The 19774-nt window shown below is 68.9% G+C and carries 24 protein-coding genes and 1 tRNA gene; 7 read left to right on the forward strand and 18 right to left on the reverse strand.

Translation table 11 applies throughout. The features are described 5' to 3' along the window. Positions 1-26: 26 nt before the first annotated feature. The 3 genes from ETP66_RS08100 to ETP66_RS08110 form a co-directional block, all read right to left on the reverse strand. Positions 27-581: a CPBP family intramembrane glutamic endopeptidase gene (locus ETP66_RS08100; RefSeq protein ID WP_236630158.1), complete on the reverse strand. Its 555-nt coding sequence runs from the start codon at positions 579-581 to the stop codon at positions 27-29. A gap of 2 nt (positions 582-583) precedes the next feature. Beyond that, the gene (locus ETP66_RS08105; RefSeq protein WP_130842132.1) at positions 584-1336 is read right to left on the reverse strand and encodes an MBL fold metallo-hydrolase; all 753 of its coding nucleotides are present in this window, start codon (positions 1334-1336) and stop codon (positions 584-586) included. A gap of 94 nt (positions 1337-1430) precedes the next feature. Further along, positions 1431-2117: a metallophosphoesterase gene (locus tag ETP66_RS08110; protein ID WP_130842133.1), complete on the reverse strand. Its 687-nt coding sequence runs from the start codon at positions 2115-2117 to the stop codon at positions 1431-1433. A gap of 23 nt (positions 2118-2140) precedes the next feature. On the opposite strand from ETP66_RS08110, the gene ETP66_RS08115 reads away from it, so the two are divergent. The 6 genes from ETP66_RS08115 to ETP66_RS08140 all read left to right on the forward strand — a co-directional run bounded on the left by ETP66_RS08115 (position 2141) and on the right by ETP66_RS08140 (position 6005). Then, positions 2141-2572, forward strand: a complete 432-nt coding sequence (locus ETP66_RS08115) for a regulatory protein RecX (protein WP_130842134.1) — start codon at positions 2141-2143, stop codon at positions 2570-2572. 9 nt (positions 2573-2581) lie between these two features. Then, positions 2582-3019, forward strand: a complete 438-nt coding sequence (locus ETP66_RS08120) for a type II toxin-antitoxin system RatA family toxin (RefSeq protein WP_130842135.1) — start codon at positions 2582-2584, stop codon at positions 3017-3019. 92 nt (positions 3020-3111) lie between these two features. After that, the gene (locus ETP66_RS08125) at positions 3112-3384 is read left to right on the forward strand and encodes a stage V sporulation protein S (RefSeq protein WP_014515944.1); all 273 of its coding nucleotides are present in this window, start codon (positions 3112-3114) and stop codon (positions 3382-3384) included. After that, a complete protein-coding gene (locus ETP66_RS08130) occupies positions 3381-4580 on the forward strand; it encodes an RsmB/NOP family class I SAM-dependent RNA methyltransferase (protein WP_130842136.1) in 1200 nt (399 codons plus the stop codon). Before ETP66_RS08125 ends, ETP66_RS08130 begins: the two co-directional genes overlap by 4 nt. Beyond that, entirely contained in the window at positions 4577-5362 is a 786-nt protein-coding gene (gene proC, locus ETP66_RS08135) for a pyrroline-5-carboxylate reductase (RefSeq protein ID WP_130842137.1), read from the forward strand. The genes ETP66_RS08130 and proC overlap by 4 nt, the downstream gene beginning before the upstream one ends. 112 nt (positions 5363-5474) lie before the next feature. Further along, positions 5475-6005 (forward strand): hypothetical protein, encoded by a 531-nt coding sequence (locus tag ETP66_RS08140; protein ID WP_130842138.1) that lies wholly within the window; start codon positions 5475-5477, stop codon positions 6003-6005. 87 nt (positions 6006-6092) lie between these two features. Here ETP66_RS08140 and ETP66_RS08145 read toward each other — a convergent pair whose 3' ends face one another. Genes ETP66_RS08145 through rpsB form a run of 8 tightly spaced genes read right to left on the reverse strand, consistent with a single transcriptional unit; the run spans position 6093 to position 12396 of the window. After that, the gene (locus ETP66_RS08145) at positions 6093-6722 is read right to left on the reverse strand and encodes a glycosyltransferase family 2 protein (protein ID WP_130842139.1); all 630 of its coding nucleotides are present in this window, start codon (positions 6720-6722) and stop codon (positions 6093-6095) included. After that, complete coding sequence (locus ETP66_RS08150; protein ID WP_130842140.1) at positions 6722-7732, reverse strand: M50 family metallopeptidase; 1011 nt, start codon at positions 7730-7732, stop codon at positions 6722-6724. The genes ETP66_RS08145 and ETP66_RS08150 overlap by 1 nt, the downstream gene beginning before the upstream one ends. Next, positions 7729-8832 (reverse strand): 1-deoxy-D-xylulose-5-phosphate reductoisomerase, encoded by a 1104-nt coding sequence (dxr, locus tag ETP66_RS08155; protein ID WP_130842141.1) that lies wholly within the window; start codon positions 8830-8832, stop codon positions 7729-7731. Before dxr ends, ETP66_RS08150 begins: the two co-directional genes overlap by 4 nt. Next, positions 8829-9662, reverse strand: a complete 834-nt coding sequence (locus ETP66_RS08160) for a phosphatidate cytidylyltransferase (RefSeq protein WP_236630160.1) — start codon at positions 9660-9662, stop codon at positions 8829-8831. The genes dxr and ETP66_RS08160 overlap by 4 nt, the downstream gene beginning before the upstream one ends. Positions 9663-9699: 37 nt before the next feature. Continuing rightward, positions 9700-10257: a ribosome recycling factor gene (gene frr, locus ETP66_RS08165; protein WP_130842143.1), complete on the reverse strand. Its 558-nt coding sequence runs from the start codon at positions 10255-10257 to the stop codon at positions 9700-9702. Positions 10258-10268: 11 nt separating this feature from the next. After that, entirely contained in the window at positions 10269-10973 is a 705-nt protein-coding gene (gene pyrH / locus ETP66_RS08170; protein ID WP_130842144.1) for a UMP kinase, read from the reverse strand. Positions 10974-11026: 53 nt separating this feature from the next. Continuing rightward, on the reverse strand, positions 11027-11617 hold the full coding sequence (gene tsf, locus ETP66_RS08175) for a translation elongation factor Ts (RefSeq protein ID WP_130842145.1): 591 nt from the start codon (positions 11615-11617) through the stop codon (positions 11027-11029). Continuing rightward, entirely contained in the window at positions 11614-12396 is a 783-nt protein-coding gene (gene rpsB / locus ETP66_RS08180) for a 30S ribosomal protein S2 (RefSeq protein ID WP_130842146.1), read from the reverse strand. Before rpsB ends, tsf begins: the two co-directional genes overlap by 4 nt. Before the next feature lie 166 nt (positions 12397-12562). On the opposite strand from rpsB, the gene ETP66_RS08185 reads away from it, so the two are divergent. After that, a tRNA-Ala gene (locus tag ETP66_RS08185) sits at positions 12563-12637 on the forward strand. A gap of 170 nt (positions 12638-12807) precedes the next feature. Here ETP66_RS08185 and ETP66_RS08190 read toward each other — a convergent pair. The 7 genes from ETP66_RS08190 to ETP66_RS11935 form a co-directional block, all read right to left on the reverse strand. Further along, on the reverse strand, positions 12808-13989 hold the full coding sequence (locus ETP66_RS08190; protein WP_130842147.1) for a tyrosine-type recombinase/integrase: 1182 nt from the start codon (positions 13987-13989) through the stop codon (positions 12808-12810). Between the two features lie 111 nt (positions 13990-14100). Continuing rightward, the gene (locus tag ETP66_RS08195) at positions 14101-15381 is read right to left on the reverse strand and encodes a hypothetical protein (protein WP_130842148.1); all 1281 of its coding nucleotides are present in this window, start codon (positions 15379-15381) and stop codon (positions 14101-14103) included. A gap of 210 nt (positions 15382-15591) precedes the next feature. Beyond that, entirely contained in the window at positions 15592-16203 is a 612-nt protein-coding gene (locus tag ETP66_RS08200) for a hypothetical protein (RefSeq protein WP_130842149.1), read from the reverse strand. Continuing rightward, the gene (locus ETP66_RS08205; RefSeq protein WP_236630164.1) at positions 16200-17372 is read right to left on the reverse strand and encodes an AAA family ATPase; all 1173 of its coding nucleotides are present in this window, start codon (positions 17370-17372) and stop codon (positions 16200-16202) included. Before ETP66_RS08205 ends, ETP66_RS08200 begins: the two co-directional genes overlap by 4 nt. Next, the gene (locus ETP66_RS08210) at positions 17372-18331 is read right to left on the reverse strand and encodes a bifunctional DNA primase/polymerase (protein ID WP_330848622.1); all 960 of its coding nucleotides are present in this window, start codon (positions 18329-18331) and stop codon (positions 17372-17374) included. The genes ETP66_RS08205 and ETP66_RS08210 overlap by 1 nt, the downstream gene beginning before the upstream one ends. A 62-nt stretch (positions 18332-18393) precedes the next feature. Further along, entirely contained in the window at positions 18394-18567 is a 174-nt protein-coding gene (locus ETP66_RS08215) for a hypothetical protein (RefSeq protein ID WP_236630162.1), read from the reverse strand. Positions 18568-18741: 174 nt separating this feature from the next. Beyond that, the coding region (locus ETP66_RS11935; protein WP_161569074.1) for a hypothetical protein at positions 18742-19774 on the reverse strand (1033 nt) is incomplete at its 5' end.

Raw genomic sequence — 19774 nt, forward strand, 5'->3', positions numbered from 1 at the left:
GGCAAAGTCCGGCCATTGGCTTAAACTTAACCCGCTTCTCGCCAAAGCTCCCAAAAGCCTCGGGCGTTGTGGAGGAAGTGGGCCAGGATACCCGCCAGGAGGCTTCCCGTGAGGAGGTAGGCCAGGCCGAAGAGGAGGCCGGCCAGGCCGGTGTAGAGGGGATAGGCCAGGGCAGGGCGGGGTGCTGGGTGCAGGAGGGCGAAGAGGAAGGCCTGCAGGAAAAGCCCCCAAGGCCCGAGCCAGGCCACCAGGAGGCTTTGCAGCAGGCCCCGGAAGAAGACCTCCTCCGCCACCCCGGAGAGGAGGGCGAGGAGGAGGAGGAACCCGGGCCCCGCCCCGGCCGCCCTTAGGGCCCGCCCCGCCTCCCGGTGGAGGCGCTCGGCTTCCCGGAAGGAGGCGGGGAAAAGCCTCCGGAAGAGGGCCTCTAGGCCCCAAAGGGCCAGGAGGAGGCCCAGGGCTAGGGGGAGGTCCCGCGGGAGCCTGGCCTCCCCCAGGGGGTAGTGGAGGAGGAGCATCCCCGAGGCCCCCAGGAGGAGGAGGGCGGCCTGAAGGCCCAGGAGGAAGCCCAGGGGTGGGGGCACGCCTAGGCCTCCTCCAGGAGGGCCTGGACGAAGCGCAGGCGGCTCATCTCCCCGAAGGAGAGGTAGGCCAGGGGGCTTTCCCCCCCAAGGAGGCGGTCCCGCACCTCCTTGGGGCTCAAGCCCTGCCGCCGGAGCCTCCCCGCCTCCTCCCGGGCCCGGAGGAGGAAGTCCCGCTTGGCCCCCAAGGCCCTGTGCGGCTCGGCCACCGGCCCCGCGTGGGCGCAGAAGAGGGCTTTGGGCCTCAGGGCCAGCACCGCCTCGAGGCTCTGGAGGAGGGCCGTGAGGTCAAAGCCCGGGGGGGCGAGGTTCGCCCGCACGGAGAGGAAGAGGTCCCCGCTGAAGACCACGCCCTCCTCCGGGTCGTAGAGGGCCACGTGGTCCGGGGCGTGCCCCGGGGTGGGGAGGAGGTGAAGGGGGCCCACCCGCTCCGCGGCCCGCACCGGGGTGGGCCCCAGCCCTCCCCACACCAGGCGGCGGTAAAGGGGGAGGCGGGGCGGGGCCTGGAGGAGGGCCGCCGTGGCCCGGCTCCCGTAGACGGGGATCCCCAGCCTGGGGGCCCCCCCCGCGTGGTCCTCGTGGGCGTGGGTGAGGACCAGGGCCTCCGCCCCTGGGGAGAACCCCTGCGCCCTGGATGGACCCGCGTCTACCAGCAGGCCCCGGTAGCGGTAGACGTAAACCCCATAGCCCACCCTGCGGCTCAAAGGGGTGGTGAGGTAGAGGGCTTCCACCCCGTGCCCCTGGGGACGCCACCCCATAGGCCCAGGATAACTTCCCCCTGGGCGAAGCCGCCGCGAATCCGTGGGCCCTCTTTCCGGAGCCCCCACCGCGGCGAAGGTTGCCGCGGGGTACTCAGTCCACCTCCAGGATCAACTTGGGCCGGAAGCCCAAGGCGTCCGCGGCCACCAGGTGCAGGGGGATGCCCCGGTACTCCCTGGGGAGCCTTTCCGGATCGGCCCCGTGCAGGTGGCCGTAGACGATGGCCGCGGGCTCGGCCTCTGCGGCCAGCTCCAAAAGGGGGCCCGCCTCCCCGTCCGGGCCGAAGGGAGGGAAGTGGAAGGCCAGGACCCGGTGGCGGTGGGGCTTGCCCTGAAGGTCCTTCAGGGAGAGCCTCAGCCGCTCCACCTCCCGGGCGAAGACCCGCTCGTCCTCCGGGGTGGGGGGCGGGTACTGCCAGCCCCGGGTGCCCGCCACCCCTACCCCGTCCACCACCAGGGCATCGTTTTGCAGGGCGTACATGCCTTCGGGGAGCAGGGCGCGAAGGCGGCGGATGGAGGGCCACCAGTAGTCGTGGTTGCCCTTGAGGAGCACCTTCTTCCCCGGAAGGGCGGCCAGGTCCAGGAGGTCGGGGAGGGCTTCGGGGAGGCGCATGGCCCAGGAGATGTCCCCGGGCACCACCACCAGGTCCTCCCTCCCCACCGCCTGCCGCCAGCCCCGGAAGAAGGCCTCGGGGTGGCCCTGCCAGGCGGGCCCGAAGACGGTCATGGGCTTGGGGCGCAGGCGGGAGAGGTGGGGGTCGGCGATGGCCAGGACCCGCATGGGCCATAGCGTACCCTAAAGGGGTGGGAAACTCCGAGGCCTTGGCCTACGCCGTGCGGCTTCTGGCCCAACGGGCCCTGTCCCGGGCGCGCCTTAGGGAGAAGCTCCTCGCCCGTTTTCCCCGGGGGGAGGTGGAGGCGGCCCTTGCCCGGCTGGAGGAACTCGGCTACTTGGACGACCGGGCCTTTGCCGAGGCCTTCGTGGCAAGCCGGAGGAAGTACGGCCCCCTTAAGCTCCGCCACCTCCTTTTGGCCCAGGGGGTACCGGGGGAGGTGGTGGAGGAGGTTCTCGCCGCCCATGAGGGGGAGAGCTTGGAGGCGGCCCTGAAGGTCCTCCGTCGCTACCCCCGCCGCTTGGACCAGGCCAGGGCGGTGCGCTTCCTCCAGGGCCGGGGCTTTTCCTTGGGGGTGGCCCTCGAGGCCTATCGGCTTGTCAAGGAGGAGGAAAGGGGGTAAAAAGAGCCCATGCCCGAGGTGCGCGCGGAGCGCTTCATCCCCGCTCCCCCGGAGAAGGTCTACGCCCTGGCCAAGGACCTGGAGGGCCTCAAACCCTACCTGAAGGAGGTGGAGAGCCTTAAGGTTCTCTCGCAGGAGGGCAGCCGCACGCGAAGCGAGTGGGTGGCGGTGGCCATGGGCAAGAAGGTGCGCTGGCTGGAAGAGGAGGAGTGGGACGACCGGGGTCTGAGGAACCGTTTCTTCTCCCCCGAGGGGGACTTCGACCGCTACGAGGGGGAGTGGGTCTTCCTGCCGGAAGGGGAGGGCACCCGGGTGGTCCTCACCCTGGCCTACGAGCTCACCATCCCCATCTTCGGGGGGCTCTTGCAAAAGCTGGTGCAAAGGCTCATGCAGGAGAACGTGGAAAGCCTCCTTAAGGGCCTGGAGGAGCGGGTCCAGGCCGCCTAGTTGCGTGGGGGCCCCTTTTGCTCTAGCATGGGCCTGAAGCCGCCCGTGCCTTCCCACAAGCGGGGTGGCCCAAGAGCCTTCGGGAGGTCAGAGTGGAAACGTTGCGCGTCTCTTCCAAGTCCCGCCCCAACTCCGTGGCCGGTGCCATCGCGGCGCTTCTGCGCACCAAGGGGGAGGTGGAGGTCCAGGCCATCGGTCCCCAGGCGGTGAACCAGGCGGTGAAGGCCATCGCCATCGCCCGGGGCTACATCGCCCCCGACAACCTGGACCTGGTGGTCAAGCCCGCCTTCGTCAAGCTGGACCTGGAGAACGAGGAGCGGACCGCCCTGAAGTTCAGCATCAAGGCCCACCCCCTGGAGTCTTGAGGCCGGAAACGCCCCGGGCCCTGGCCGTCTGGGTGCTCCTGGAGGTGGAGCGGGGCGGCAGGGCGCAGCACCTTTTGGACCGGGCCCTGGACCGGCTTTCCTGGCCGGAGCGGGACAAGGCCTACGCCACCCACCTGGTCTACGGGGCCCTGCGCCGCCTGAGGCTTCTGGACTTCCTCCTGGAGCCCCTCCTGCGGCGCCCGGAGGGGCTTCCCCCGGAGGTGCGCTGGGCCCTCCGTCTGGGGGCCCTGGAGTGGCTCCTCGGCAAGCCGGACCACGCCCGGGTGAGCCCCTGGGTGGAGGAGGCCAAGCGCCATCACCCCCGCCTGGCGGGTCTGGTGAACGCGGTCCTCCGCCGCCTGGCTCCCCGGGAGGCCCCGGAGTGCGTGCGCCTTTCCCTTCCCGACTGGCTCTGCGAGGCCTGGCGGGCCTTCTTCGGCCAGGTGGCCTTCGCCGAGGGCTTCAACGAGCCCGCCCCCCTCTTCCTCACCGCCTACCGCCCCGTGGCGGGGCTGAGGCCGGGGCCCCTTCCGGAAAGCTACCTCTGGGAGGGCCCCAAGGCCGACTTCTCCGCCCTGGGCTTCCAGCCCCAGAACCCGGCCTCCCTCCTCGCGGCCCAGCTCCTGGAGCCCGAGCCGGGGGAAAGGGTCCTGGACCTCTGCGGGGGGGCGGGGCTCAAGGCCTTCTACCTGGCGGCCAGGGGAGCGGAGGTGGTCTCCTACGACCTGAACCCCAAGCGGCAGGAGGCGGGGCGGAGGACGGCCAGGAAGCTGGGCCTCCGGGTGGACTACCGCACCCAGGACCTGAGGAAGCCCATCCCCGAGAGGGCCAAAAAAGTCCTCCTGGACGCCCCCTGCACGGGCGCCGGCACCTTCCGCGCCCACCCCGAGCTCCGCTACCGCCTCGTCCCCGAGGACCCCGGGCGCATGGCGGCGCTGCAGCTCGCGCTTTTGGAAACCGCGGCCCAGGCCACGGAGGAGGGAGGGGTGTTGGTCTATGCGGTCTGCACCCTCACCGAGGAGGAGGGGGAAGGGGTGGCCCGGGCCTTTCTGGAGCGGCACCCGGAGTTCCGCCCCGAGCCCTTCCCCTGCCCCCTGCCGGTGCTTAAGGAGGCCCTGGGGGTGTACGTGGCCCCCGAGGGGGGCCTGGACGGGTTCTACTACCTTCGCCTCCGGAGGGTAGACTCTAGGGCATGAAGCTCGCCTTCCTGGGCCTGGGCAAGATGGGAAGGAGCATCCTCAAAGGCGCCCTGGACCGGGGCTTCCTGCGCCCTGGGGAGGTGGGGGTGGTGGGGCGCACCCCCGAGCGCGCCCAGGAGCTGGCCCAGGCCTTCGGCATCCGCCCCTTGAGCCTTGAGGAGCTCCCCCAGGCGGAGCGGGTCCTCCTCGCCGTGCAGCCCCGGGACTTTCCCCACCTGGCCCCGGAGATCGCCTTTCCTGGGGTGGGCTACCTTTCCATCATGGCCGGGGTGTCCACCGCCCTCCTGGCCCGCAGGCTGGACACGAGGCGGGTGGTGCGGGCCATGCCCAACGTGGCGGCCAGCATCGGGGAGAGCTCCACCGCCCTCACCGCCTTAAAGGAGGCCCGGGAGGCGGGGGACCTGGACTTCGCCCGGGCCCTCTTCGCCACCGTGGGGGACGTGTACGAGATCCCCGAGCACCTCTTCGATCCCTTCACCGCCATGTCCGCCTCCGCCCCCGCCTACCTGGCCCTGGTGGCGGAGGCCCTGGCGGACGCGGGGGTGAAGATGGGGATGCCCCGGGTCCTGGCCCTGCGCCTGGCGGCGGAGGCCCTGGCGGCCACGGGGGAGCTCCTGAAGGCCCGGCACCCCGCCCAGGTCAAGGACGAGGTGGCGAGCCCGGGGGGCACCACCATCCACGGCCTCCACGCCCTCGAGGCCCGCGCCCTGCGGGCCGCCTTCTACGAGGCGGTGGAGGCGGCCACCCGGCGGGGGCACGAGCTGGGGGAGGTGGAGTGATCCCCCTTTCCGCCGGGCCCTTCGCCGGTTCCCCAAACCCGAAGGGCGGTATGGCCCGGAGGCGGGCCGTCCCGGCTTGCGCCGGGGCGGGGGCCCCGGTAGAAAGGGGCATATGGTCCCCGGTCCCCTGCGCCTGGCGGCCCTCCTGCCCCTGGCCCTCCTCGCCTTGGCCCAGGTCTTCCCCTCCTCCGGGGGGCGCTACCTCTACTCCGATGGCACGGTCCAGGAGCTCCTGCCCACGGAGGAGGGGTTTCGCCTGCGCTACCTGCGGGAGGGCAGGGTCTTCCGCGAGGACCGTCTGAAAAAGGCCCCCGAGGGGCTCTACCTCCTGGGCGTGGGCCTGCCCGAGGGCTACTTCCCCTTCGAGCCCCCCCTCCTCCTCTACCCCGCCCGGCTGGAGCTGGGCCTGGCCTGGGGGGGTAGCGCCCGCTTCCAGGGGCAGCGGGTGGCCCTTTCCGCCCGGGTGGAGGGGGTGGAGGGGGTGCGGGTGGGGGCCGGGGCCTTCAACGCCTTCCGGGTGCGGGTGGCCTACACCACCGAGCGGGGGGGGACCGACCTCCAGGAGCTCTACCTGGTCCCGGGCCTGGGGGTGGTGGCCTACCGGGCGGGGGGGGTATGGGTGGGGCTCCTCCGCCGGCCCTAAGCGCCCGCGCACGAAGGTTGCCCCATGGGCAAAGGCTGAGGTGGCTTTTCTGGGGCCCCCGTCGTGGCGCAAGCCACGACGGGGTGTTCAGGCCTGGGCCCGCAGGTAGTAGCGGGCGATCTCCCAGTACATGCGCAGGCGGTGGCGGAGGCCCGGCAGGAGGCCCCGCTTCTCCTCCTTCATCACCTGGCTGACCCCGGGCAGGGGCAGGTAGCGCACCCGCCAGCCCTGGCGCTGGGCGTGGCGGGTGAGGAGGAGCTCCAGGTCGTAGCGGGCCCCCTCCAGGCCCGGCACCCGGCGCAGGGCCTCGGTTCCCAGGGCCCGCTGGCCCGAGAGGAAGGGGGTGAGGCGCATGGCCAGGTCGGTGGAGAGCCGCCCCCCCTGGAAGACCCCCACGGTCATCTCCGCCCGCCCTTCCCGCACGGGGGCGAGGAGGGCCTCCAGGTGTTCGGGGTGAAGGCCGAGCAGGTCGGCGTCCAGGAGGAGGACGTAGGGGGTGGCCACCCGCCGGAGCCCCTCGGCGATGGCCCCTCCTTTGCCGCGGTTTTCCGGCAGGCGCACCACCTCCGCCCCGGCCCTTTCCGCCTCGGCCGCGGTGCGGTCCTGGGAGCCGTCGTCCGCCACCACCACGGGGAAGCCCGCCGCTTTGGCCACCCGCACCACCTGGGCCACGTGGGCCTCCTCGTTGAAGGCGGGGATGAGCACGGTGGCCGTCATCAGCCTCCCACAAGGCGCCGGATGTCCTGGAAGGTGACCAGGAGGACCAGGAAGATGAGGAAGAGGAAGCCCAGGTAGTGGACCATGGCCTCCTGCTCGGGCCGGATGCGGAAGAGACGGGAGAGGACCAGGAGCAGGATGCGGCCCCCGTCCAGGGCGGGGATGGGCAGGAGGTTGAAGAGGGCCAGGGAGAGGTTGATGGCCACGGTGAGCTCCAGGAGGCGGAAGAGCCCCTCCTGGGCTGCCCGCCCCGTTTCCGCCACGATGCCCACCGGGCCCACCACCCCGCTGTCCGGGTTGCCCGAGAGGACCCCGATGAGCCCCCCCACCAGGGCCTGGACCAGCTGGGGGCCGAAGGCCAGGGTGCGGGCCACCGCCAGGGAAAGCCCTTCCAGGAAGCCCACGGGCTGGAACTCCGCCTCAGGCTGGTAGACCACCCCCAGGCGCTCCAGGGGCTCGGCCCAGGCGAAGCGCAGGACCACCTCCTCCCCTTGCCGGAGCACCCGCACCGTGTGCTCCCCCGCCTCCCGCAGGCGGCCGATCTCCGCGGCCTCCCGCAGGGGCTCGCCCCCGATGGCCAGGAGGACGTCCCCCGGCCGCAGGCCCGCCCGCTCCGCCGGGCTTTCCGGGAGGACCTCCAGGATCACCGCCCGCCCCGTGGCCTGGGGCACCCCCTGGGCGCTGAAGAGGTAGCCCAGGAGGGCCCAGGCCAGGAGGACGTTCATCGCCACCCCTGCCACCAGGACCAGGAGCTTGCCGAGGAAGGGCAGGGCGTCGTACCCCCGGCCCCGCTCCTCGGGCAGGAGGCCCTCGATGTCCGCGTACCCCCCTAAGGGGATGGCGGAAAGCCGCCACTCCGTGCCCCAGGCGTGCCGCTTGAGGAGGATGGGGCCGAAGCCCACGCTGAAGGCCTTGACCCTGACCCCTTGCGCCCTCGCCGCCAGGTAGTGTCCCAGCTCGTGGACGAAGATGCTCACGCCGATGATGACCAAAAACCAAAGAAGGCTCATGCCCACCTCTTGGCCTCCTCCCGGGCCCAGGCGTCCACGGCGAAGAGGTTATCCCATGTTAGGGGAAGGCTTGGGGTCTTTTCCAGGACCCTGGCCAACACTTGCGGGATCCGGGGGAAGGGGAGGCGGCCTGCCAGGAAGGCCGCCACCGCCACCTCGTCCGCGGCGGAGACCGCCGCCTGGGCCACCCCGCCCTGCCTGCCCGCCGCGTAGGCCACCTCCAGGGCGGGAAAGCGCTGGGTGTCCGGTTCCAGGAACTCCAGCACGCCGGGGAGGGGGAGGTCCTTGAGGGGGGTTTCCCCCCGCTCGGGGTAGGTGAGGGCGTACTGGATGGGCAGGCGCATGTCCGCGGGGCCCAGCTGGGCCTTCAGGCTCCCGTCCACGAAGCGCACCAAGCCGTGCACGTAGGCCTGGGGGTGGACGAGGACTTTAACCCGATCCAGGGGAAAGCGGAAGAGCTCCTTGGCCTCCAAGGCCTCGAGGCCCTTGTTGAAGAGGGTGGCGGAGTCCACCGTCACCTTGGGGCCCATCCGCCAGCGGGGGTGGTTGAGGGCCATCTCCGGGGTCACCCGGGAGAGGTCCCGGGGCTCCCGCAGGAAAGGCCCTCCGCTGGCGGTGAGGATGAGCTCGGCCACGTCCTCCCGCCTCTCCCCCAGGAGGGCCTGGAAGAGGGCGGCGTGCTCGGAGTCCACGGGGAGGATCTCCGCCCCCGAGGCCTCCGCCTCCTGCCAGAGGAGGGGCCCTGCCGCCACCATGGCCTCCTTGTTGGCCAGGGCCACCCGCTTCCCCGTCCGGACCGCCGCCCGCGTGGGGGCAAGCCCCGCCAGCCCGGGGATGGCGGCCACGGCCACCTCCGCCTCCAGGGCCGCCACCTCCTCCGCCTCGGCCAGCCTGAGCCAGGGGAAACGGGTCTTGAGTTCAGGGTGCAGGCCCTCCGCCGCCGCCACCAGAAGAGGGCGCCACTCCTGGATTTGCCGGGAAAGCTCCTCCAGGTTCCGCCCCGCCGCCAGGCCCACCACCCGGTAGCCCCGCCAGCGGCAGACCTCGAGGGCCTGCCTGCCGATGGAACCCGTGGAGCCCAAGACCACCACCCGCTTCATGTGAAGACCACCACCAGAAAGTAGGTGAGGGGAAGGGTGAAGAGGAGGCTGTCGATCCGGTCCAGAAGACCCCCATGCCCGGGCAGGAAGCGCCCGGAGTCCTTGACCCCACAGTAGCGCTTCAGCATGGACTCCGCCAGGTCCCCAAGCTGGGCCGCCAGGGAGAGGAGGAGGCTGAAGAGCCAAAGCTCCAGCAGGCCGAAGGGGAAGACCTCCCGCACCAGGCCCGTGTAGAGGACCAGGGCTAGGAAGCTCACCAGTATGCCGCCCACCGAGCCCTCTACCGTCTTGCCGGGGGAGATCTCGGGGGCGAGCTTCCGCCGGCCGAAGGCGCGCCCCACGAAGTAGGCTCCGATGTCCGTGGCGAAGCTGGCCACGATGGGGAGGGAGAGGATCCACATCCCCAGGCCCTCGTCGGGCAGGTGGCGCAGGGGTAGGGCGTAGCTCAGGGTCCAGGGCAGGTAGAGGAAGGCCAGGAGGGTGAAGGCGAAGCGGCTGAGGTCTGCTCCCCGGAGGAGCTCATAGCTGAAACCCCCGATCAAAAAGAGGCCTAGGGCCACCTCCCGCCAGGGGACCTGGGGGAAGTGCCAGTGGAGCTGGGGTAGGGAGAGGAAGAAGAGAAAGATCCCACCTCCCAGGAGGAGGGGCAGGTTGAGGCCGATGCCCCGGCGGAGGAACATCCCTCTTAGCTCTAGGCTCCCCAGCCAAAGCACCAGGACCAGGGCGGGCAGGACCAGGGGAAGGCCGGCCCAAAGCACCAGAAGGAGGAGGGCCGCCCCTATCAGAGCGGAAAGCACCCGTGCGGGGAGGTCCTCCCGGGCTTCCTTCACCCCCCACCTCCGAGGGATGGCCGCAGGGTGGGGCGCACTAGCCCAGGATCTCCTGCTCCTTTTTCTCCAAGAGCCCGTCAGCCTTGGCGATGAACTCGTCGGTGATCTTCTGGATCTCCCCCTCGGCCCGCTTGGTGTCATCCTCGGAGAGGTGTAGCTCCTTGGAGAGTTTCCGGAGCTTTTCCAGGGCCTCGCGGCGGAGGTTGCGGATAGCCACGCGCCCCTCCTCGGCCATGTGGCGGGCCGTCTTCACCAGCTCCTTGCGCCTTTCCTCGGTGAGGGGGGGGATGTTGATGTAAAGGGCGTCCCCCCGGTTGGCTGGGTTCAGCCCCAGGTCAGAGTCGCGGATGGCCTTCTCGATGGCCTTGAGGGCGCTTTGGTCCCAGGACTGCACCACCAGGGTGCGGGCGTCGGGGGCGGTGACGGTGGCGATCTGGGAGAGGGGGACCTGGGCGCCGTAGTACTCCACCTTCAGGTGGAGGAGCAGGGCGGGGTTGGCCCGCCCGGTGCGCAGGCCCGCTAGGTTGTGCTCCAAGGCTTCCAGGCTCTTTTGCATGTGGGCCCGGGTTTCCGCGTAGAGGTCTTTCAGGGTCATGCTTCCCTCCTTCAGGCGTGGATCAGGGTGCCCACCTTTTCCCCCTGGATAATACCCACCAGGGCCCCCGGCTTGAAGATGTCAAAGACCACGATGGGAAGCCCGGCCTCCATGCACAGGGTGATGGCGGTGGTGTCCATGACCTGGAGGCCGCGGTTCAGCACCTCCAGGTAGGTGAGCTCGTCGAAGCGCACCGCGTTTGGGTTCTTACGGGGGTCGTCGGAGTAAACCCCGTCCACCTTGTTCTTGGCCATGAGGACGGCCTCGGCCCCCACCTCCAGGGCGCGGAGGGCGGCGGCGGTGTCCGTGGAGAAGAAGGGATTCCCCGTGCCTCCGCCGAAGATGACGATGCGTCCCTTTTCCAGGTGGCGCAGAGCCCGCCTGCGGATGTAGGGCTCGGCCACCTGGGTGATGGTGAGGGCGGTCTGGACCCGGGTGGGGATGCCTAGGGATTCCAGGGCGTCCTGCAGGGCCAGGGCGTTCATGACGGTGGCCAGCATGCCGATGTAGTCGGCGGTGGCCCGGTCCATGCCTACCCCCTGCCGGGCCCCCCGCCAGAGGTTCCCTGCCCCGATGACGATGGCCAGCTGCACCCCCGTCTCGTAAGCGGCCCGGATCTCCCGAGCCAAGGCCTTGGTGGCCTCGGGCTCAATTCCGAAGCCGTTTTGCGTCAGAAACTCGCCGGAAAGCTTGAGGAGAACCCGTTGGTACTTCATGGCTCTAGTAAAACCAGGGCCCTTGGCGGAAGGGCCCCGGTGTCCCACATGGCTTACGCCCCCAGCTCAAAGCGGCAGAAGCGCCGCACCACGATGTTCTCCCCGATCTTGGCGATGGCCTGCTGGAGGAGCTCCTTCACCTTCACCTTGTCGTCCTTGACAAAAGGCTGCTCCAGGAGGGCCACCTCCTCCAGGTACTTCTTCAGGCGGCCCTCGGCGATTTTCTCGGCGATCTGCTGGGCTTTCCCCTCGTTTAGGGCGGCCTGGATGTAGGTCTGCCGCTCCTTCTCCAGCTCCTCCGCGGGGATTTCCTCGGCGGCGACGTAGCGGGGGTTCATCATGGCGATGTGCATGGCCAGGTCCTTGGCCAGGTTTTGGAAGATCTCGTTGCGGGCCACGAAGTCCGTCTCGCAGTTGAGCTCCACCAGGACCCCCACCCGCTGGTTGTGGTGGATGTAGTGGCCGATGATCCCCTCCCGGGCTTCCCGCTCCGCCTTCTTGGCCGCCTTCATGGCTCCCCGCTCCCTTAGGAGCTGGACGGCCTTCTCCTCGTTCCAGCCCGCGTCTTCCAGAGCCTTCTTCACGTCCATCATGCCGGCCCCGGTGGCCTCGCGTAGCTTCTTGATGAGTTCGGTCTGGCTCATGCTTCCACCTCGCCCTCGTTAAGGCTCGTGGAGGCCTGCTGGCCCTGCCTTTCCGCCTCCTCCACCAGGGCGTAGGAGGGGGAGGGCTCCACCACCCCGCCCCGGGCCTGGATGATGAGGTCAGCGGCCCGGGAGAGGATGAGCTGGATGGAGCGGATGGCGTCGTCGTTGCCGGGGATGATGTAGTCCACCAGCTCGGGGTCGGAGTCGGTGTCCGCCAGGGCGATCACCGGGATGAAGAGCTTCCTGGCCTCCCGCACGGCGATGGCCTCCTTGGTGGGGTCCACGACAAAGACGGCGTCGGGAAGGCGCTTGAGGCGGCGGAAGCCAAAGAGGTACTTCTGCAGGCGCTCAAGCTCGTGCTTGAGGCGCACCTGCTCCTTCTTGGGGCGTTCCCCGATGGCCTCGGAGGCGAAGAGGGCTTCCAGCTCCTCTAGGCGGTTCACCCGCTGGGCGATGGTCTTGAAGTTGGTGAGCATCCCCCCCAGCCAGCGCTGGTTCACGTAGGGCATCCCCGACCGCTCTGCCTCCATGCGCACGATGTCCTGGGCCTGCTTTTTGGTGCCCACAAAGAGCACCGTCCCCCCCCGCATGGCCAGGTCCTCGAGGAAGCGGAAGGTGCGCTCCAGCTCCACCATGGTCTTCTGCAGGTCGATGATGTGGATGCCGTTGCGCTCCGCATAGATGTAGCGGCCGAACTTGGGGTTCCAGCGCTTGCGCTCGTGGCCGAAGTGGACCCCTGCCTCCAGAAGCTCCTTGACGCTGATGTTCACCGGCATATGCCTCCCGTTCGGGGAAGGTTGGGCTTGGCGTTCCGCTAGCGCGCCGGCCTGCTTCCCGCGGGACCTTCCCCTGCCCGCGGGCTGGTCCGGCACACCCTCCCGATTATAGGCGGCCCTTACCCTTTGCGTAACCCCCCCGTTTGGGCTATACTCCCCTAGGCCTGGGGCGGTAGCTCAGAGGGAGAGCACCCGCCTTGCAAGCGGGAGGTCAGGGGTTCGAATCCCCTCCGCTCCACCAAGTCCAGGAGGCAAAGCTTTACCCCCCGGTAGCATAGCCGGGGGGTGCTCTATACGGTTTATCTACGGTTTATCGCGGCAGGCCCTCCCTTGCGTGCCTGCTTTTCACCGGAAGGAGGAAGCCCGGAGGAGGACCCTCCGGGCTAGGGTTTGTTCTAAGGCCCAAGCCCTTTACGCCTGAGCCTTGGGTGCCACGAGGTCCTCAGGGTCCAGGATCCACTCCCGCCGCTCCCGCTCCAGGATGTGCCGGTAGACGGCCAGGGTAATGGTGGGGTTAGCATGCCCCATCCGCTCCGATACTACCTCCACGGAGGCCCCTCGGGAGAGGAGGAGGGAGCCGTAGGTATGCCTCAGGTCGTGCACCCTAATCCTGCCCAAGCCCAGGCGCTGGGCCAGGCGCCTGAGGGTGTGGTTGAGGGCGTTGAGGTCCAGGGGGCGGCCCCCCCGGTTGCCGGGGAAGACCCAGGCATCTGAGGGGGGAGGCCCGCCCAGGCGCTCCTTCCACCATTCCCGGTACCTCCTGAGGCGCTCCAGGGTGGAATGGGGAATGGGAAGGGTTCTCTGGGAGGTCTGGGTTTTGGGGAGGGAAGTGACGCCTTGCTGGCCGTTGTGAACCCAGGTCCGGCGCACGGTGAGGGTGCCCTCTTCCAGGTCCAGGTCCCCCCATTGGAGGCCCAAGACCTCCCCCTTACGCAGGCCCAAGGCCAGGCACAGCCTCAGGGCCAGGGCGGTCCTGGGGTCAGGGTGCTGGTCCAGCGCACTGAGGAGGGCCTGCACCTCCCCATCTTCCAGGGCCCTGCCTGTCCTACCCCCCTGGGGGGCGGCCCTCACCTTCACGGGGGCCACAGGGTTGCGGTGCACCACCTCCAGGCTCAGGGCCTCCTCAAAGAGCTGGAACAGCCTTTGCCGGACCTTGCGCACGGTGCGGGGGGAGAGCTTTGGGGCCAAGGCGTCCAGGGCGGTGCGGATGTGGGTGGGCTGGACCTCTTGGAGCCGCATTTGGCCCAAGGGGTCGGGAAGGTGGGGTTCCTTCAGGGAGGGGAGGGCGTAGCCCAGTTCTTGGCGGTAGAGGTGCAGGGTGCGGTCCCGCACCTCCTGGGCCTTGCGGTGAAGCCACCCTTCCGCCCATTCCCGGAGGGTGATGGCCCTGGGATCGGCCAGGAGGCCTTTGTGGTAGCGGGCCACCTGCTCCGAGAGCCAAACCTCCGCCTCCTTACGGGTTGGAAAGTAGGCGGTGATGCGCTTGGGCCTGCCCGTGTCCGGGTCGAAGCCCACGTGGAGCTCGGCACACCACCGCCCCGAAGCCTTGTGCCGGTACACCGTGCCCGTGCCCTTGCCTCTGCGTTTGGGCATGCTCACCTCCTCTCTTGGGGTAAGTCCTTGCCTTGTTTCCCCTGGGGGATGTGCTTTCAGGAAGCGCCACCCCTTTTTTCACCACTTGTCCCAAGCTCCTAGGGGAGTGGTCTAAGGCACGCTGTAGCCACCGCTCAGCCTGGCTAAGGCCACATCCGTGTTCCGGAAGGTAGCCTCGCTGATGCTCGTCCAAGATTCGCCCACTCTGGTGAAAATGGGATTGTCCACGCCCCTTACCCCCGCAACAACCTCATACTGGACCGTGGTACCTGTGAGCCAGGCGTAGCCCAGTTGGCTTTCCAGGTTGGGGAGAACGTACTGGGTAGGGCTCCCCATGGCGTAGACGATGCTCCTTACCCTTAGGGGCAGCCCGGAGCGCCTGTCTTGTGCTAAGCCCGACAGGTCCAAGGAGAACGCCTGAGCTCCCGGGTAGGCCAGGGTGAAGCTGGTTCCCGTTGGGATAAACTGGTTCGCCCCCCAAGGCTGGGGGAGGGCGGCTGACCAATCGGTGCCGCTCGTGTCCTTGTAGACCATGAGGTTCGAGAGAGCGCTACTGGGATCAGCGTTCCCAGCGCTAACCAAGCCCAAGTAAATACCGCCCATTCCGCTCAGGATCCCGTAGCGTCCGTGGGTGCTAGGTCCTCCTAGCTGGGACATTCCTACCAAAGTTGGGACTTTCATTCCATCCTTGAAAAAGGTCACGGCCGCGGAGCCGGTAAAGCCAGAGGGAAGAGCGGCGGAGACGAGCCTTGGTTCCATAGGGCGCCATCCCTGGTTATCTACCGCTATCCTGGCGCCGTTGGTGATATGGACGTTGATGAGCTTGGCCCCAATGGGTTCCAACCCGTTGATGCTCGTCCGGAAAACGGACACAAGGACGTCCTGCCTGCCCTCAGGCATATCGCCAACCAACCGGGCGGAGAGCCCGGAGACATAGCCCGTTCTCAGGGAAACCGCTACCGTGTCCCCATCCCTCACCCTGACGCCCCCGATTTGGTCCGGGAGCTGGATATCGAAAGTGGTGCTAACCCACCGGGTATCCTCAAAGGAGCAGACTATGTTCACTTGGCGTATCTGGTCAGCTCTGGCCTTGAAAAACTGGAGTTCGGCGGGGTAGTAGTACCCTCCTTCGCACCGTGTGGCCAACTCATACACTGCGGCCCTTTGGGGTAGGGAAAGGGAGGCTTGGGTTCCTTGGAAGAGCACGGGTTGCCAAGCGCCGTTTTCCACCCTGTAGTAGGTGGTCAGATGAGCGCCCTTGGGGTCCTGTAAGCGCACCATGACCTCTTCCGTTCTGATGCTCCCGCCGCTAGGATCAGAGCATGCGCTGAGGATGAGGGCAGATAGCACCGCTAGGGTTATGGTTAGGAGTGCCTTTGCCGGTTTCCTCATAACACCTCCTTAGTTTGCCTGCAGGATACCCTCCTTGCCGGTTTTGGAAAAGTGAAATCTCCCCGAAGGGGGTAGGCCCCCCTCCGGCCCCGGGGGGAGGGGGCTCCCCGGGGGTGTTTCTTCGCGAAACAAAACTTTCGCGAAGGAACCTCCTGGGGATGGGCCTTCCTCCCCCCCACGCATGCGGGCTTTTTCCCTCCTCCCGGCGGGTCATGCTTCCGCAAGCTCTACCTGGGGCCCATATAAGGGGGTGAATATAGGCTCCGGCCAGGAGAGGGTCCGGAAGGCCCTTCCCCCCAGCTCCAGCACCACGGGCCTGGGCTCCCGGCCCAAGGCGGCGGCCTGGAGGTACTCCCGCATCCGCTCCTCCGGCCAGGCGTAGACCTCCAGGCCGCTTCCCTCCACCCGGAGGAAGGCCTCCAAGGGGGCCTCGAGGTCCAGGATGAGGCCCCCATCCGTAGCGGCCAAGTGGACCCTCCTGGGCTCAGGCAGGTTCCTGGCCCTCCAGAGAAGGGAGGGGAGGAGGTTCGGCCCCGGCACCAGAACCCGCTCAGGCTCAGGGCGGCCCTGGTAGTAGAAAGTTGCCCAGGTCATGGGCGGGATGCCCTCCTTGGCGGCCAGGAGGGCGGCCAGAAGGTGGAGGCTTCCGAGGAGGTCATCCCCCTGAATGGTGCCCCCCTCCTCGAGGAGGGCGAGGAGGGGGCGCTTGAGGGGGGCCAGGCCCCTGGCTTCCTCAGGGGAGGGGGCGGGCCTTACCAGGAGCTTACCCCCCTCCCGGGCCAGGGTGCGGCCCCGCAAGAGGGCGAGGGTGCTTAGGGTCATTCACCCACCTCCTCGGGGTCCGGGATTTCGCCCCAGTCCTCCCAGTTCCCTTCCAGGGGGTCAGGTTTTGGTACAGGGGAGGGTTTTGGAACGGGGGGGTGTTCCAAAACCTTTTGCGATGAGGAAGGGCTTTCTTGGGGTTTTGGAACATCCTCCCCATAGAGTGAGGCATCCTGGAGGCGGTAGGCCACCGGGGCTCCCTGGCCGGGGAGGTGAACTTTCTCCAAGGCAAGCTCCTCGGCCAGCTCCTTCAGGTAGCGCTCCGCCGTCTTGCGTGCGATGTTGGCCGCCTCCACCGCGGCCTGGACCAGTTCGGCCTTGGGCACCAGGTTCCCGGCTTGGGCGTTCAGGAGCTCCAGCATGGCCCTACGGGCCTTGTCCCGCTTGGGGTTGGCCGTGCCCTCCGGCAAGGGGGTTTCGGCCACCTCCACCCGCCCCAGGCTGAAGATGAGCTCCACGCCGAAGGGCTCGGGGATGGACGCAAAGGAGCTTTTAAGCACTTCCCACTTCAGGACGTGCCGTCCCTGCACCTCTGCGGGTGGGACGCGGGTCAGGATGTGCACCGCCCGGGATTGGGCGGTCTTGGCGATGGAGCCCAGGAGGCCTCGAGCCCCTGCCCGCTCGCCCCCCACGGGCTTGGGCAGGTGATCCACCACCGCCACCGCCGCCCCGGTCCTCAAGGCGAGGCGGCGAAGCCACCACATGGCGCTTTGCACCTGGTGGAGCTTCACCGGGTCCAAGGGGAAGGCGGCCATGAAGCTGTCCAGGATGACCAGCCCGGCCCCCACCTCCCGCACCACCCCCTCCAGCTCCTCCATCTCCTTCTCCCCCAGGCCGTAGGTATCGCCGTCCGGCTCCAGGAGGACGATTTTGCCCATATCCCCATCCGGGAAGGCGGCCTGGTGGGCCTCAAGCCACCTCCGGGTGGCCCGCCCGTCCCCGGTGGCCGCGTCGAAGTCCAGGTAGACCACGGGACCCGGCTCCACCCCCCGCCCCAGGAGCTCCCCCTGGGGGCGGGCGGCCTGCCAGGCCAGGGCGGTGAGGAGGACGGTCTTCCCCTCCCCGGGCAGGGCCCCCACCATGCTCACGAAGCCCTTGGGCAGAAGCCCTTCCCAAGCCCACCGTATGGGCTCCACTTGGGCGGTGAGGTCAATGCGCCTGAGCCCCATCAGGACCACCCCCCCAGCCTGGGGCGGAAGGAGAGGATAGGCTTCCCCTTTTCCCCCTCACTCTTTACCTCCCGTGTTCCAAAACCGGGTTTTTGCGATAACGAAGGCCTAAAGTTTTGGTACACCCCCCTGTTCCCAAACCCTGGGGTGTTCCAAAACCCCCCGGGCTCCTCCAGGGGGAGGGGGGCCTGGGCTCCCACCTGAAGCCCCCACCGCACCGCCTCCCGAGCCTCCCGCTCGGGAAGCCCCGCCTGCATGGCGGCGGCCACCAGGAGCTCCTCGGCCTCCCTGGGGTCCAGCCCGTGGGGGAGGAGGCCCCCGGCGGCCCGGGCATAGGCGATGAGGGTGAGGTGCCTTTGCCCTATGGGGGCGGCGGCCACCCGGTCCGCGAAGGCCTCGAGGAGCCGCCTCAGCCTCCTTGGCGAGGCCCCCAGCCCCACCTCCTGGGGCGGGGGAGGCGGCGGGGGCAGGAGCTTCTGGAGGAGCCCGGAGGGCACGGGGGGAAGCTCCTCCGGCCTCCTCAGGGGCGCCTCCCAGGCGTAGCCCCTGCCATCCGCCAAGCGGGTAGGGGCGGCCACCACATAGGCCCGCCCCATGCCCCGGAGGTCCACCCCCTCCAGCCGCCTCACGGAGGCGCTCAAGGCCCCTTCCAGGCCCGGGGGGAGGCGGAGGAAGAGATGGACCCCACCCTTGGGCGTCCTCTGCCTGGGGGCCTCGAGGAGCTCCGGGTGTTCCTCCTTCAGCCCCTCCCAAGCCTCGGGCAAGTCAAAGTCCAGGACCAGCACCCCCTCCGGGGCCAGGAGGCCCACCCCTGCCTGGGGCTCCCGCCCCCACCAGGCCCGGATCACCGCCTCCTCCCGGGAGGCCTCCTTCAGCCCGCGAGGTACCAGGCCCCCGTGGGGGCGCTTCTCCCCCGGGTGGAGGGGGAGGACCCGGTAGCCCAGGCGGGCGTAGCGCACGGCAAGCAAGCCTACTTTGGGTAAGCTAGAAGCGAACGGCATAGGGTCGCACCTCCTCTTCCTCAAGCCCTGGGGGAGGGGACCCCCTCCTTCTCCAAGTCAAGGCGCCCCTCCAGGAGGGCCTCCACCACCCAGGCGGGGATGAGAAGGCGCCGCCCCAGGCGGATGCCGAACCGCCGCGCAAGCCTGTAAGCCGTGGGGCGGCCCAGCCTTTGCTTACCAACTAGCTCACGCACCTCTTCTACGGTCAGCAGGTGGGCGAATGCATTTACGTTCTGCATACTTCTTTCACCTCCGCCCCCACCTTCGCTCGCCCCGTTCACGAACGCCACGGCCCATTTGAACGTACTTTTCGGGCGACAAAGCGAGGATTCCCCCGTCCGGGACGGGGCTCCTTGCGTATGGGGTGCCTAAGCTTTTGGCCTGTACCGCCCCCTTCCCAGCTCCTCCAGGAGCCCGGCCTGGACCAGGCGGGAGAGGCTGGCCTGCAGGGCGTCCTTGGTCCTCAGGGCCTTGGGGCCGCTCCTCAGCCCATCCCGGAAGGTGAACTCCCCCCTACCCGCGGCCCAACGCAGAAGGGCCAGGTCCTCAGGAGGAAGGCCAGCGGGGGGGCTGGCCCTTTGGGGAAGGGAGGGGCTTGGGGCCCTAAGGGCCAGGGCCAGAAACTCCTTGACCTCACGGGCCGCCTTCCTGACCGCGCTGTCCCCGTGCAGGAGGTCCTCCTTCCCCAGCTCCTCCTTGGCGATGTCCAGGTAGGTCTTCCCCAGAAGGTGCAGGGCGGCCATCCGGGCCAGGCGGTCAGGGCGGAAGCGGTAAACAAAGACGGTCCCCCCCTGGCCTGGCACGGGGCGCCAACCCCGGAGCTCCCCCTTCTGCATCCTGGGCTTCCCAGGCAGGGGGGCCTCGAGGTCCAGCCCGTCCACCCCCTGGGCCTTGGGGCCCTCCTCCACCTCGTGGACGGGGATGGAGCTCCTGGGCCAGGCAAAGGCCTGGAACCTCAGGCCCTCCTTGACCTCCTCCGGGGTCTTGGCCTCCTTGGCCGCTTGGACCAGGGGAAGGAGGAAGGCAGGGGGAAGCCTCCAGGCCTCCAGCAGGTCCAGGAGGGGGCGGAAGTTGGCCTGGGCGATGGGCGTGTTCGGCGAGCGGTGCCCGCGGATGTAGTCCTCCAGCCCCAAACCAAGGCGCTCGGCCTCGAGGAGAGCCGAACGGAGGTCCTCGATATCGCAGATCCCCCTCAGGGGGGAGGGGAGGAAGCGGTGGAGGGCCTCCTCGAAGCGCCCGGCTTCCAGCCCGGCCAGGGCCCAAAGGATGGCCGATTGGGCCCAGAAGGAGGGCTCATCAAGAAGAAAGTCCCCATAGGCTGGGTGGGAGCCCTTGCGGGGCCAGGCCCACCGCCGTCGGAAAGACTTAAGCCGGGGCATCTGAACCTGGACAGACACATGT

The sequence above is a fragment of the Thermus thermamylovorans genome, from assembly GCF_004307015.1.
In the GTDB taxonomy this organism is placed as follows: domain Bacteria; phylum Deinococcota; class Deinococci; order Deinococcales; family Thermaceae; genus Thermus; species Thermus thermamylovorans.